The following is a 14,104-nucleotide window of genomic DNA, read 5'->3' as shown; positions in this document are numbered from 1 at the left end:
CGGCTAGCGGCCCGAGCCGGACTTCGCCTCGGGCTCGTCTGGTTCCGCCTGCAGGATCGCGCCGCCGGATCCGGCCTCCTCGGTCTGCTTCTCGGCCTCGGCGGCCGGATCCGGGGCGAGCAGCACCTGCATGGCGTTGTTGAGGAAGGCGACCGTAGGCACGGCCAGCAGTGCGCCGACTATTCCGCCGAGCACGCCGCCGGTGGAGATCGCCAGCACCACCCCGAGGGGGTGGATCGACACCGCGCGGCCCATCACCAGCGGCTGCAGCACGTGGGCCTCGAGTTGGTTCACCGCGATCAGCAGGCCGAGCGTGATCAGCGCGTACACGATGCCCTTGGCCAGCAGGGCGACCACCACCGCCACCAGGCCCGAGATCAGGGCACCGACGAGCGGGATGAACGCGCCCAGGAACACCAGCGAGGCCAGCGGCAGCGCCAACGGGATGCCCATGATCGCCAGGCCCGTCCCGACGCCGGCCGCATCGGTCAGGGCCACCAGGAACGTCGCGCGCACGTAGCCGGTCAGCGACCCGTAGCCGGCGCGGCCCGCCTCGCTCACCCGGTCGCGGACGTCGGCCGGGAAGATCTTGGACACGTAGGCCCAGATGTTGCGGCCGCCGTAGAGGAAGAAGATGAGCGTGAACAGCACCAGCACCGCCGCGGTGACCAACTCGGTGATGGTGGCCGCGGTGGACAGGGCGCCGCTTTCCAGCTTCGCCTGGTTGTTGCGCAGCGCCTCGATGGCGGCGTTTCCGGCATTGTCGATCTGTTCGCTGCGCAGGTGGGCCGGGCCGTGGATGAGCCACCGCCGGGTGGACTCGATGCTGCGGGTCACCTGTTCGGTCAGGCCCGGCACGCCGTCGATGAACTGGATGACGACGAACGCGAGGATGCCGCCCAGGATCCCGAACCCGCCCAGCAGAACCAACGTCACCGCCCCGCCGCGGGGCAGGCCGCGCCGGTCGAGCCAGTCCACCACCGGCAGCAGCAGCGCGCTGAGCAGCAGCGCCACCAGCACCGGGACGACGATGACCTCGAGCCTCTTCACCACCCACAGCAGCGCGATCAGCGCGGCGAGGATGATCAGCAAACGCCAGGCCCAGGCTGCGGTCTTACGGACAAGGGGTTCGACCGAAGCGTCGTCGGTGTTTGCCGGCATTGGGTGAGCCTATCCGGCGGGAGGCACCGCCAAACCTGCGAAGACCCGCCCCGACACCGGGCGGGCGGGTGCGGGTCGGCACGATCCGGTTACGACCCCGGAACTTCCAAGACACGGTCGGAGGCGCGCGGCGATCCCCGCGCCACCTGCACCGTTACCCTAAATCACGTGTCGCACGACGCACCCGCCCGCAATCTCGACTTCCCGCGCGAAGAGGCCCCGCGCGGGAAGTACTGGTGGGTCCGATGGGTGATCCTCGGCATCGTCGCGATCGTGCTTGCCGTTGAGGTCGCGCTGGGCTGGCATCAGCTGGCCAAGGCCTGGATGAGCCTGTACGAGGCGAACTGGTGGTGGCTGCTGGCGTCGGTGGTGGCGTCGGCCGCGTCGATGCACAGCTTCGCGCAAATCCAGCGCACGTTGCTCCGATCGGCCGGCGTGCACGTCAAGCAATTGCGGTCCGAGGCCGCCATCTATGCCGCCAACTCGCTGAGCACCACGCTGCCCGGGGGGCCGGTGCTGTCGGCCACGTTTTTGCTTCGGCAGCAACGGCTTTGGGGCGCTTCGACGGTGGTGGCGTCGTGGCAGCTGGTGATGGGCGGCGTCCTGCAGGCCGTGGGACTGGCGCTACTGGGGCTGGGCGGGGCGTTCTTCCTCGGCGCGAAGAACAACCCGTTCTCGTTGCTGTTCACCCTGGGCGGCTTCGTCGCGTTGCTGATCCTCGCCCAGGCGGTCGCGTCGCGGCCGGAGCTCATCGACGGCATCGGCTGCCGGGTGTTGTCCTGGGTCAACTCCGTCCGGGGCCGGCCCGCCGACGCCGGTCTGGACAGGTGGCGCCAGACGCTGATGCAGCTCGAATCGGTGAGCCTGGGCCGGCGCGACCTGGGGGTGGCGTTCGGCTGGTCGATGTTCAACTGGGTCGCCGACGTGGCCTGCCTCGGCTTCGCGGCGTACGCCGCCGGGGATCACGCGTCGGTCGCCGGGCTCACGGTGGCCTACGCGGCCGCCCGCGCCGTCGGCACGATACCGCTGATGCCGGGCGGGCTGTTGGTGGTGGAGGCGGTGCTGGTGCCCGGGCTGGTGTCCAGCGGCATGTCGTTGCCCAACGCGATCTCGGCCATGCTGATCTACCGGCTGATCAGCTGGTTGCTCATGTCCGCCATCGGCTGGGTGGTGTTCTTCTTCGTGTTCCGCACCGAGAACGTCGCCGTCCCGGATGACGAGGAGGCCGCGCCGGCGGCCGAACCGACGGCGTCTCAGGGCCGGCCCGCCGGCGATCCGACGGAGACCGCCCTGCAGGGCCCGTTGCCGCCCGACCGGACCGCGGAAACCGAAAGCTAGCCGGCGGTGTTGCCGCGCGGCGGACCCGACAGCGGGCTGGCCGGTGCGGCGGGACCCGTGGCGGCCGGCGGGCCGGCCAGCGGCAGCGCCCCCGCCGCGTTGCCCGGCAGGGCGGGCAGGCCACCGGCCGCGCCCTGCGCCTGCTGCATCATGCCCATCGCCTGGGACGGCGAGATCGGCAGCTTGCACTGCAGTGACAGGTTGGTCAGCGGCTGGGCGATCGACGTCATGTCGCCGGCAACCTTGGGGTTGGCCTCGAAGTAGGACTTCAAACCGGTCATCGACTGCGGTCCCGCCTGCTGCTGCAGCATCGAGGTCATCGTCTGGTTGGTCTCCGGGTGCGAGTCCAGGTAGTCGCCCATCGACTTGGACACCGAACCGATCGTCCGAGCGACTTCGCTGGCCGCGCACGGGTCGCCGGCGCCGGTCGCCGGTGGACCCGCCAGGACCGCCAGCGCGGCACCCGGCAGGGTGGCGGCGATCAGGCCGGCGAAGATTCTGCGGCGCCCGGTCGCGGTGCCTCTCGTCATGGAAACTCCTTCACGGTTTGCGACGTCGCGCGCAGCACCGGCGCCTCGCAAACGGCTGCAATAGACGGCCTCAACGATCGCGGAGTTCCCAGGGCCCCGCGGGCCATCCGACATCCTGCCATCGCCGTCGGCGCCCCTGCCAGCCCGCGTGAGCACGTGTGAGGAAAATCCCGCCCGGTAACCGGTTCACAACTACTTGGCAGCGTCTTGGCAACAAGCCCGTCGTTGCAGCTCAGCTGCCAGAAAGCACACATGATCCACAGGCCGCTGCGGTATCCTCGCCAGCACGCGTAAGCGACACACGGGGAGTGGAGAAATCCAGCAGTTAATGATGCGCCTCAGCCGCAGCCTGCGTAAGTACCGCTGGTTGGTCTTCGGCGGCTGGTTGCTGGCTTTGGTTCCGGCGGTCTATCTGGCCCTGACGCAGTCGGGGAACCTGACCGGCGGCGGTTTTGACGTGGCCGGTTCGCAGTCGCTGCTCGTGCACGACCAGCTCGAGGAGCTCTACCACGATCAGGGCTCATCCTCGCTGGCGTTAGTCGCAGCCCCCCGCCCGGACGCCAGCTATTCCGACATCAACGATGCGGTCGCGCTGCTGCGGCGGACCGCCGCCGAGCTACCCGGCGTCTCGGAGGTGCCCAACCCCGCCCAGCGGCCCCCGCAGCCGGACCGACCGTACGTGCTGTCCCTGCGGCTGGATTCGCGGAACACCAGCGACGTGGCCAAGCAGCTGCGCACCAAGGTCGGCGTCAAGGGTGATCAGGCCGGCCAGACCGCGAACGGCCGGGTGCGGTTGTACGTGATCGGGCAGGGCGCGCTGAGCGCCGCGGCGGCGCAGAACACCAAGCACGACATCGCCGCGGCCGAGCGGTGGAACCTGCCGGTGATCCTGATCGTCCTGCTGGCCGTGTTCGGCTCGCTGGCCGCCGCGGCGATCCCCCTCGCCTTGGGCGTCTGCACGGTCGTGGTCACCATGGGCCTGGTCTATCTGCTGTCGGCCTACACGACCATGTCGGTGTTCGTGACGTCGACGGTGTCCATGTTCGGGATCGCGCTCGCGGTCGACTATTCGCTGTTCATTCTGATGCGGTTCCGTGAGGAGCTGCGCTCCGGCCGCGAGCCGCGGGAAGCCGTCGACGCCGCCATGGCCACCTCGGGGCTGGCGGTGGTGCTGTCCGGGGCGACCGTCGTCGCCTCGCTCACCGGGATCTACGTGATCAATACCCCGGCGCTGAAATCCATGGCGACCGGAGCGATTCTGGCCGTCGCCGTCGCGATGCTGACGTCGACCACGTTGACCCCGGCCGCGCTGGCGACGTTCGGCCGGTCGGCCGCCAAGAGGTCGGCCTTGCTGCACTGGTCGCGGGGGCCCGAGGGCGGCCAGTCCCGGTTCTGGAACCGCTGGATCGGCTGGGTGATGCGGCGGCCGTGGATCTCGGCGCTGGCGGCGGCGCTGGTGCTGCTGGTCATGGCCGCGCCGGCGTCCTCGATGGTGCTGGGCAACAGCCTGCTGCGCCAGTTCGACTCGGCGCACGAGATCCGTGCCGGAGTGGGCGCCGCGGCCGAGGCACTGGGCCCCGGCGCGCTGGGCCCGATCCGGGTGCTGGTGACCTTCCCGGACGGCGGCGCCGCCTCCCCCGAACACGGCCAGACCATCGTCGCGATCCGGCAACGAATGGCGCAGGCGCCCAACATCGTCTCGGTGGCGCCGCCGCAATTCGCCGAAGACAACGGCAGCGCCCTGCTGTCGGCGGTGTTGTCGGTCGACCCGGAGGACATGCGCGCCCGCGAGACCGTCGGCTGGATGCGCGCGCAGCTGCCCAAGGTGCCCGACCGCGGGACGGCGCGAGTCGACGTCGGCGGCCCGACCGCGCTGATCAAGGACTTCGACGACCAGGTGTCCAAGACCGAGCCGCTGGTACTGGCGATCGTCGCGCTCATCGCGTTCGTGATGTTGCTGGTCTCGGTCCACTCCGTGTTCTTGGCGCTGAAGGGCGTCCTGATGACCTTGCTGTCGGTCGCGGCCGCGTACGGCAGCCTGGTGATGGTGTTCCAGTGGGGCTGGCTGAAGGATCTCGGCTTCGCCCAGATCAGCTCGATCGACAGCACAGTCCCGCCGCTGGTGCTGGCGATGACGTTCGGGTTGTCGATGGACTACGAGATCTTCCTGCTGACCCGCATCCGGGAACGCTTCCTGCACTCCGGCAACACCCGCGACGCGGTGGCCTACGGCGTGAGCACCAGCGCCCGCACCATCACCAGCGCGGCCCTGATCATGATCGCCGTCTTCGTCGGCTTCGCCTTCGCCGGCATGCCGCTGGTCGCCGAGATCGGCGTGGCGTGTGCGGTGGCGATCGCGGTGGACGCCACCGTGGTGCGGCTGGTGCTGGTGCCGGCGCTGATGGCGATGTTCGCCCAGTGGAACTGGTGGCTGCCGCCGTGGCTGTCCCGGGTCCTGCCGTCGGTCGACTTCGACCGGCCGTTGCCCGCGGTCGACCTGGCCGACGTGGTCGTCATCCCCGACGACATATCGGCGCTGACGGCGCCCAACGCCGACCTGCGGATGGTGATCAAGTCGGCGGCCAAGCTCAAGCACCTCGCGCCCGACGCCATCTGCGTGACCGACCCGCTGGCCTTCACCGGCTGCGGCCGCAACGGCAGCCAGCGGCAGGGCACCCTGCTGCAGTCGCCCGACCAGGACCGGGGCCGCGATCCCGGCCAGATTCCGCATCAGGTCAACATCGAGGACGAGAAGGCGGGCGCCGGCGACCGGAAGACCAACGGCCACACCAACGGCGCCTCGGGCGCCAAGAAGCGGGCCGCCGGGCTGACGTCACGCAACGGCATCGCCAAGGCGATCGTCGGGACGGACCGGCCCGTCCACCCGGTCACGTTGTGGCGGGGCCGGCTCTCGGTCGCCATCGACGCGCTGGAGAGCGACACCGACGCCGCGGACCGGCCGGTGTACGAGCGGCTGTGCCCGGTGGAGACCACCCACGTGCAGCTGCCCACGGGAGACCGGTTGCTGGTCCCGACCGGCGCCGAGACGCTGCGCCTCAAGGGCTACCTCATCATGTGCCGTAACAGCCGCCGCGATTACGCCGACTTTGCCGATATGGTTGAAACGTTGGAGCCCGAGACCGCCGCTGTGGTGCTGTCCGGAATGGACAGGTACTACTGTTGTCAGTCGCCCAGGCGGCAGTGGATCGCCAGCCAGTTGGTGCGTCGACTCGCTGATCCCGATCCCTGGGATTTCAACGACGAGCAGGGGTCCGACGCCGACGCCCACTCGGACTGGGAGGAGATCAGGCAGCGCTGCCTGTCGGTGGCCGTGGCGATGCTGGAGGAGGCGAGGTGACGTTGGCACCTGACCGACGCCCCGCGCCGCCGCAGCGGGCAACCGATCCGCGTGGTCGCGACGCCGCGCCCAACCAGGACCTCGACCAGCCGGTGGAGTTCTGGCCGACCTCCGCCATTCGCGCCGCGCTGCAGGGCGGCGACATCGCCACCTGGAAGCGCATCGCCGCCGCGTTGAAGCGCGATCCGTACGGCCGGACCGCGCGCCAGGTCGAAGAGGTGCTCGAGGGCACCCGGCCCTACGGCATCTCCAAGGCGCTGTGGGAGGTGCTGGAACGGGCCCGCACCCACCTGGAGGCCAACGAACGCGCCGAGGTGGCCCGCCACGTGCGCCTGCTGATCGACCGATCGGGCCTGGCGGAGCGGGAGTTCGCCTCCCGCATCGGGGTGGCCGCCGAGGAGCTCACCGCCTATCTGGACGGCAGCACCAGCCCGTCGGCCGCGTTGATGATCCGGATGCGGCGACTGTCGGACCGGTTCGTCAAGGTGAAGTCGGCGCGTTCGGCCGAGTCCAACTGATCGTCACCTGATCGGCAGCACGTCCGCCACCAGCCAAGCGTCGTTGTGCTTGGTCAGCGCCACGCGCAGCGCCGGCGCCGACTGGCTGGGCGGTTGCCCCGGCGTGTTCTGGGTGACCCGCAGGATCACCGCCACGCTGGCCGCCGACGGCCCCAGGGCCTCGACCCCGGCCGACAGGGTGTTGGCCTGCGCGGTGACGTTGTGCTGGGCCAGTTCGGCGCTGGACTTCGCGTACTGCTCCTTGAAGGCGGCGGCGTGCTCCGGGACGATCAGCGCCGTCGCCCGGTCGATGGAGCTGTCCGGTGCTCCCGGGGTGAAGGACGCCATCGCCTCCGCCATCCCCGTGGCAACGCGAACCACGTCGCGGGAGTCGTCCTTGAATTGCCGGTCCGACCGCGTCCAGTGGGTGTATCCGGTGACCACCGCGGCCACCAGCGCCGCCGTGCACAGGAAGACGACGGCCAGCCGCAGGCCCGGCGCGTCGTCGTCGGTTCCGACGCTGACCGAATCGCGGCGCAGCAGCCAGAAATTGACACCGACGCCCTCGACGATCAGCAGCACCAGCACCGAGCACACCGACACCCACCACAGCGGCCAGCCGAGCACCAGCCCGATCGCCAGCAATGCCGCGATCGCGGCCAGCGGGGCCAGGATGTCGAACGCGACGAGGCGCCAGATGTTTCTCATCGGATCGACTCCAGACCCGAGATCATCAGCTTGCCGTCCACGTTGCACACGTCGAGCCGCAGATTCCAGTGCACCGTCTGCGGTTTGGCGCCGGCGTTCTCGCTGACCGACGTTGCGACCAGCAGCACCGAGTCCATCCGGCTCGCGAACGGCGGCAACTTGGTCGTCACCACGGGCCTCGCTACACCGGGCTGGGTGTCCAGGTCGCGGTGCACGGTCTCGACGGCCACCGCGTCGATCCGGCCCGCGCTCTTGGACTGCAGCTTCTCCACGACCTGGCGGTAAGGCTGCATGGCGGCGTCGAAGTCGGTGTTGAGTTCGCCGACCGTCCCGTCGTGCAGCCGCTGCAGGCTGGTGTCGACGTTGCCGCTGTTCATGTTGATCAGCACGCCCGTCCAGTCCGCGGCGGTCTGCATGACGCGGGTGAGATAGCGGCGTTCGGCGGTGTCGTCGCGGTGCCCCGACCAGAGGAAGAACCCGAACACGATCGCCGCCACCGACAGCACCCCCAGCACGGCCGACGCGATGCCGTACGGGGAGAACATCGGGCCGCCCGCGGTGTCGGGCTCGTCGGACTCGTCGTCGAGGGCGTCCTCGGGGCCGGCGACGTCCGCCTCCGCCTCTTGCGGGGTCGCTGGCTCGGTTGACTGGCCGTCGGACATGGCCCGATCGTTGCATCCGACAAAGATGGAAGGATGGCGGGGTGACTGTAGAGGCCATCCGCTCGGGCATCGACCTGAGCTACGTCGACGCCCAGACCCGCCCCCAAGACGACCTGTTCGGTCATGTGAACGGCCGCTGGCTGGCCGAATACGCCATCCCGGCGGACCGGGCGACCGACGGCGCGTTTCGTCACCTGTTCGACCGCGCCGAAGAGCAGGTGCGCGACCTGATCATCGAGGCCAGCGAGACGGGCGCCCCGCGGGGCAGCGACGAGCAACGCATCGGCGACCTGTACGCCAGCTTCCTGGACGAGGCGGCCATCGAGCGCCGCGGCCTGCGGCCCCTGCTCGACGAGCTCGCCACCATCGACGCGGCCGCCGACGCGGACGCGTTGGCCGCGGCGGTGGGCGCGCTGCAGCGCACCGGGGTGGGCGGTGGCGTCGCGCTGTACATCGACACCGACGCCAAGAACTCGGCCCGGTATCTGGTGCACTTCACCCAATCCGGCATCGGATTGCCCGACGAGTCCTACTTCCGCGACGAACAGCACGCCGAGGTGCTCGCGGCCTACCCCGACCACATCGCGCGGATGTTCGGGCTGGTGTACGGCGGCCCGTCCGAAGCGCACGCCGAAACCGCGGCCCGCATCGTCGCGCTGGAGGGCAAGCTGGCGGCCGCGCACTGGGATGTGGTCAAGCGCCGCGACGCCGACCTCAGCTACAACCTGCGCACCTTCGCGGATCTGCAGGCCGAGGGCAAGGGCTTCGACTGGGGCGGCTGGGTGAACGCAATGGGCGGCACGCCGCAGGAGTTAGCGGAAGTCATTGTGCGCCAACCCGATTACCTCACCGCGTTCGCCGCCCTGTGGGCCGCCGGCGACCTGGCGGACTGGAAGGACTGGGCCCGGTGGCGGTTGATCCGCGCCCGCGCTCCCTGGCTGACCGACGAGCTCGTCGCGGCGGACTTCGACTTCTACGGCCGCCTGCTCACCGGGGCCGAGCAGATCCGGGAACGCTGGAAGCGGGCGGTGTCGCTGGTGGAGAGCCTGATGGGCGACGCCGTCGGAAAGCTTTACGTGCAGCGGTATTTCCCGCCGGGCGCCAAGGCCCGCATCGACGCGCTGGTCGACAACCTGAAGGCCGCGTACCGCCAGTCCATCAACGAACTGGACTGGATGACGCCGCAGACCCGGGAACGGGCGCTGGCCAAGCTGGACAAGTTCGTCGCCAAAGTCGGCTACCCGGCGAAGTGGCGGGACTACTCCAAGCTGGTGATCGACCGCGACGACCTCTACGGCAACTTCCAGCGCGGCTACGCCGTCAACCACGACCGCGAGCTGGCCAAGCTGGGCGGGCCGGTCGACAAGGACGAGTGGTTCATGACGCCCCAGACGGTCAACGCCTACTACAACCCCGGGATGAACGAAATCGTCTTTCCCGCAGCCATTCTGCAGCCGCCGTTCTTCGACCCCGAGGCCGACGACGCCGCCAACTATGGGGGGATCGGCGCGGTGATCGGGCACGAGATCGGGCACGGCTTCGACGATCAGGGCGCCAAGTACGACGGCGACGGCAACCTGGTGGACTGGTGGACCGACGCCGACCGCACCGAATTCGGCGCCCGCACCAAGGCGCTCATCGAGCAGTACGACGCGTACAACCCCCGCGCGTTGGGCGAGGGCCACCATGTGAACGGCGCGTTCACCGTCGGGGAGAACATCGGCGACCTGGGCGGGTTGTCGATCGCCCTGCTGGCCTACCAGCTGTCGCTCAACGGCCGGCCCGCACCCGTCATCGACGGCCTCACCGGCGTGCAGCGCGTGTTCTACGGCTGGGCCCAGGTGTGGCGCACCAAATCCCGTCAGGCGGAGGCGATCCGGCGGCTGGCCACCGATCCGCATTCCCCGCCCGAGTTCCGCTGCAACGGCGTCATCCGCAACATGGACGCCTTCTACGACGCCTTCGAGGTGTCCGAGGACGACGCCTTGTTCCTCGAGCCGCGGCGCCGGGTCAGGATCTGGAACTGACGGGTAGGTCCACCGGCTCGATCCGGGCGGGCACGTGCTTGTGCCAGGGCGTGCCGGCGTAGGGGTCACGCCATTGGGTCGAGGTGAGCGCGTTGGGGGCGACGCCCGCAACCAGGGTGTGCCCGTCGCCGTCGACGTAGTCGAGCCCAAACCCGTTGGGCAGGGCCGCATGTCCGGCCAGCATGGTCTCGGTGACCTCGACGGTGGCCTCGACGCTGCCGGCCGCGGTGCTGATGCGGGCCCGGCAGCCCTCGACGAGTCCCAGCATCTGCGCGTCCTCGACGCTGACGCGCAGCGCCCCGTCGGCGTCGCGTTTGCGCCAGGACGGGTCGCGGATGATGTCGTTGGCGGTGTAGGCGCGGCGCTCGCCCACCGACAGCACGATCGGGAAGTCGGGTGTGGTCAGCCGCGGCGGGGCCTGGGTCAACGCCGCCAATTCGGTTAGCATCTCGGGGATCTCCAGCGCGATCTTGCGATCGGCGTGGCCGATCAACGCGAAGTCGTCCGCGTAGTCGTGGACGGTGAACGTCACCCCGGACGGGGTGTCCAGGATCGCGTCGAACAGCGCGTTGCCGTCGGCGTGACCGGCGCGCCGCACGGCGTCGGGATAGGTCATGGCGGCCTTCTGGGCGAGCCCCCACAGGGCGGCCGCGCCGCGCAAACCCTCCGGCAGTGTGGGCCCGAGCGTCTCGTAGAGGACGTAGGGCAGCAGCTTGGCGACGGTCGGGTTGGTTGCGGTGGCGGTCAGGAAGGCTTCGGTGTAGGCCTGCCGCCCGCGCCGGGCGGCCTCGGACAGCGGCCGCAGGTCCGCTTCATCCACCACGCCCAGCGCCCGCACCAGCCGCGCCCAGATCTCCGGCTCGGGCAGGGTCCCGGGCAGCGGTTCGATCAGCGGCCGGCGCAGCTGAAAGGCGTTGCGCGGGAACTCCAAATTGAAGAACGTCGCCTCGCACTTCTCGAACTGCGAGGCCGCCGGCAGCACGTAGTGCGCCAGCCGGGCCGTCTCGGTCATCGCGACGTCGATGACCACCATCAACTCCAGGGATCGGAACGCCTCCCGGCAGGCGGCCGAGTTGGCCAGTGAGTGCGCGGGATTGCTGCTCTCGACGATCATGGCGCGGAAGCGGTCCGGATGGTCGGTCAGGATCTCCTCGGGCACCACGTTGCTGGGCACCAATCCGGAGATGATGGGCGCGCCGGTCACCGGCGTGCGGCCGGAGAACTGCCCGAACAGCGGCCCGAACCACGAATGCAGGTGCTGCCCACCCTTTTTTGCGAAGTTTCCGGTGAAGATCCACAGCAGTTTGTTCAGGTAGGACGACAGCGTGCTGTTGGGCGCCTGCTGCACCCCGAGGTCCTCGAACACCGACACGCTGGACGCCGCGCCGATGCGCCGCGCCGCCGCGCGCAGCAGCTCCTCGTCGACCCCGCACCGTTGCGCGTAGTCGGCCACTGGAACCTCGCGCAGCGCGGCGCGCACGGCGTCGGCTCCCCGCACGCGCTCGGCCAGAAATGCTTCGTCGCAAAGGTTTTCCTGCACGAGCACGGCCGCCAGCGCGGCCAGGCACCAGGCGTCGGTGCCGGGCCTCACCCGCAGGTGGAAGTCGGACATCTTGGCGGTGTCGGTGACGACGGGATCGATGACGATCATCGACCGCTCCGGGTCCTTCGCGATCTCGTTCAGCACCACCCGGGCGCGCGGAAAGCTTTGCGACATCCACGGGTTCTTCCCGACGAACACCGACACCTCGGCGTGCTCGAATTCACCCCGCGTGTGTCCACCGTAGAGCTGTCCGTCGATCCAGGCCTCGCCGGTCTTCTCCTGCGCCAACGCATTCGACCGGTAGCGCGACCCCAGGGCCTTGAGGAAGGCGCCGCTGTAGGCGCCGCCGAGGTGGTTGCCCTGCCCACCGCCGCCGTAGTAGAAGATCTTGTCGCCGCCGTAGGCGTCGCGGATGTGCCTGAAGCCCTCGGCGATCTCGACGATCGCGGTGTCCCAGTCGATCTCCTCGAAGCCGCCGTCGGGGCGCCGGCGCAGTGGCGACGTCAGCCGTGCGCCGCTGTTCTGGTAGTGGTCCAGCCGCAGCGCCTTGTTGCAGGTGTAGCCCTGCGACGCCGGGTGCGCCTTGTCTCCCCGGATGCGGGCCAGCCGACGGCCCTCGACCTGCACGACGATGCCGCAGTTGCATTCGCAGAGAATGCATGCCGTGGGCTGCCATTCACCGGTCATCGCTGGTCCTTTCGGGTCGCCTTCGCCGACAGCAGTTCGCCTAGCTGGCGGTGCACGATGTCGAGTGGGGTAAGGTCGCGGCGCACCCGGGCCAGCACGATCGCGCCCTCGAGCGCGGTGGTGGCCAGTACGGCCAGGTCGGCGGCGCGCTCGCGCGGGATCCCGTCGGCGACGAAGCGCTGCGCGATCAGCTCGTTCCAGCGGTCGAACACCGACGCCGCACGCTCGACGACCGGCGCCATCCGCTCTTCCTCACCGGCTTCCACGGAGACCGCGACCACCGGGCAGCCCGCCTGGTAGTCGGTGTCGAGCAGCTGGCGGCGGTATTTGTCGATCAGCGTGTCGATGAGTTCGGGCCCGCTGCGGGCCTCGGCGATGATCGCCGCGACATGCTCGCCCGCGTAATCGACCGCCTCGCAGAGCAATTGGGTGCGTCCGCCCGGGAAGTAGTGGTAGGCCGATCCGCGCGGCGCGCCGCTGTGCTCGAGGACGTCCGAAATCGCGGTGGCGTGCGCACCCCGTTCCCTGATCAGCAGCGCGGCGGAGACCACCATCCGCTCGCGTGGACTGCGCATCACCACTCCTCAATGCCCAAGGCTTATGTATGATGCTATACATAATCCGCGACCTTGCGGAAGGCCCAGACGCTCTGGGCTTGTCGAACCGAAGCAAAATCGCCCAATTCCGGAATCGGAATGGGCGATCTTGCTGGGGGTACCTCCCGCTTGCGGGGACTGCCGGGCTGAGGGCTAGTTCATCCAGTCGGCGGAGCCGTCGTTCTTCTTGTAGTTGCCGCCGCTGGAGTTCTTTACGACGATCGGGTCGCCCGGACCGAAGTTGTCGAAGAACCACTTGGCGTTGGTGGGGCTGATGTTGATGCAGCCGTGGCTGACGTCGCGCTTGCCCTGATCGTCCACCGACCAGGGCGCGCTGTGCACGTAGTCGCCGACGTTGTCGAAGCGGACCGCGTCCTCCACCGTCACCTTGTAGCCGTAGGTCGAGTTGACCGGAACCCCATAGGTCGAGGAGTCCATCACCACCGACGCCTTCTTGTCCTGCACGTAGTAGGTGCCGTTGGGGGTCTGGTGGTTACCGGACGTCATCCCCATCGACATCGGGAAGGTCTTCTCCACGGTGCCGTTACGGGTGATGGTCAACTGGTGGGTGGAGTCGTCGGCCGTGGCGATCAGCGTGTCGCCGGTCTGGAAGTTGGTCACGGTGCCGCCGGCGTCGACGGTCACCGCGGTGTGCGCGGGCCAGAAATTGATCGGGCGCCAGCGCAGCTGGGTCGGCGTCATCCAGTAGAACTTGCCCGGGACCGGCGGGACCGACGAGACGTGCACGGCGGCGATCGCGGCGCCGGCGTCGTCCACGGGTCCGGGGAAGTTGATGATGATCGGCTGGCCCACCCCCACGGTCGAGCCGCCCTTGGGCACGAAAGAGGGCGGCCCGAACGGCGCCGTGCCGGTGAACGGGGTGGGGTTCTGCCCGTCGGCCGAGGCCGCCGCCGGCTGCGCCACCTGCGGCATCCACGGTGGCGGCGGTGGCGCCGGCTGGTTGGGCGGCGGGGGCGCGAACGGGTCGGGCGGCGGC

Annotated in this window: 11 protein-coding genes; 4 read left to right on the top strand and 7 right to left on the bottom strand. The window is 69.5% G+C overall.

The genetic code is table 11. The features are described from left to right. Positions 1 to 3: 3 nt before the first annotated feature. Positions 4 to 1,161: an AI-2E family transporter gene (locus A9X04_RS07040; protein ID WP_067918935.1), complete on the bottom strand. Its 1,158-nt coding sequence runs from the start codon at positions 1,159 to 1,161 to the stop codon at positions 4 to 6. 168 nt (positions 1,162 to 1,329) lie between these two features. Here A9X04_RS07040 and A9X04_RS07035 point away from each other — a divergent pair, with 168 nt between their 5' ends. Beyond that, the gene (locus tag A9X04_RS07035; RefSeq protein ID WP_067918934.1) at positions 1,330 to 2,499 is read left to right on the top strand and encodes a TIGR00374 family protein; all 1,170 of its coding nucleotides are present in this window, start codon (positions 1,330 to 1,332) and stop codon (positions 2,497 to 2,499) included. Here A9X04_RS07035 and A9X04_RS07030 read toward each other — a convergent pair. Next, on the bottom strand, positions 2,496 to 3,029 hold the full coding sequence (locus A9X04_RS07030; protein WP_067918933.1) for a hemophore: 534 nt from the start codon (positions 3,027 to 3,029) through the stop codon (positions 2,496 to 2,498). The two genes, A9X04_RS07035 and A9X04_RS07030, sit on opposite strands and share 4 nt — an antisense overlap. A 328-nt stretch (positions 3,030 to 3,357) precedes the next feature. On the opposite strand from A9X04_RS07030, the gene A9X04_RS07025 reads away from it, so the two are divergent. Further along, a complete protein-coding gene (locus A9X04_RS07025; protein ID WP_067918932.1) occupies positions 3,358 to 6,387 on the top strand; it encodes an MMPL family transporter in 3,030 nt (1,009 codons plus the stop codon). Beyond that, on the top strand, positions 6,384 to 6,905 hold the full coding sequence (locus A9X04_RS07020) for a hypothetical protein (RefSeq protein ID WP_067918931.1): 522 nt from the start codon (positions 6,384 to 6,386) through the stop codon (positions 6,903 to 6,905). Before A9X04_RS07025 ends, A9X04_RS07020 begins: the two co-directional genes overlap by 4 nt. Before the next feature lie 3 nt (positions 6,906 to 6,908). Here the strand turns inward: A9X04_RS07020 and A9X04_RS07015 are convergent, their stop codons facing one another. Beyond that, entirely contained in the window at positions 6,909 to 7,592 is a 684-nt protein-coding gene (locus A9X04_RS07015; RefSeq protein WP_067918930.1) for a hypothetical protein, read from the bottom strand. After that, positions 7,589 to 8,254, bottom strand: a complete 666-nt coding sequence (locus A9X04_RS07010; RefSeq protein WP_067918929.1) for a hypothetical protein — start codon at positions 8,252 to 8,254, stop codon at positions 7,589 to 7,591. Before A9X04_RS07010 ends, A9X04_RS07015 begins: the two co-directional genes overlap by 4 nt. 41 nt (positions 8,255 to 8,295) lie before the next feature. On the opposite strand from A9X04_RS07010, the gene A9X04_RS07005 reads away from it, so the two are divergent. Beyond that, positions 8,296 to 10,281, top strand: a complete 1,986-nt coding sequence (locus A9X04_RS07005) for a M13 family metallopeptidase (RefSeq protein WP_067918928.1) — start codon at positions 8,296 to 8,298, stop codon at positions 10,279 to 10,281. Here A9X04_RS07005 and A9X04_RS07000 read toward each other — a convergent pair. The 3 genes from A9X04_RS07000 to A9X04_RS06990 form a co-directional block, all read right to left on the bottom strand. Then, positions 10,265 to 12,511: a molybdopterin-dependent oxidoreductase gene (locus tag A9X04_RS07000; RefSeq protein ID WP_067918927.1), complete on the bottom strand. Its 2,247-nt coding sequence runs from the start codon at positions 12,509 to 12,511 to the stop codon at positions 10,265 to 10,267. The two genes, A9X04_RS07005 and A9X04_RS07000, sit on opposite strands and share 17 nt — an antisense overlap. Next, positions 12,508 to 13,086, bottom strand: a complete 579-nt coding sequence (locus A9X04_RS06995; RefSeq protein WP_067918948.1) for a TetR/AcrR family transcriptional regulator — start codon at positions 13,084 to 13,086, stop codon at positions 12,508 to 12,510. The genes A9X04_RS07000 and A9X04_RS06995 overlap by 4 nt, the downstream gene beginning before the upstream one ends. 174 nt (positions 13,087 to 13,260) lie before the next feature. Next, on the bottom strand, positions 13,261 to 14,104 hold an 844-nt coding region (locus A9X04_RS06990), incomplete at its 5' end, for a L,D-transpeptidase family protein (protein WP_067918926.1).

It is taken from the genome of Mycobacterium sp. E3247, from assembly GCF_001667785.1.
In the GTDB taxonomy this organism is placed as follows: domain Bacteria; phylum Actinomycetota; class Actinomycetes; order Mycobacteriales; family Mycobacteriaceae; genus Mycobacterium.
This window is presented reverse-complemented; position numbering and strand designations above follow the sequence as displayed.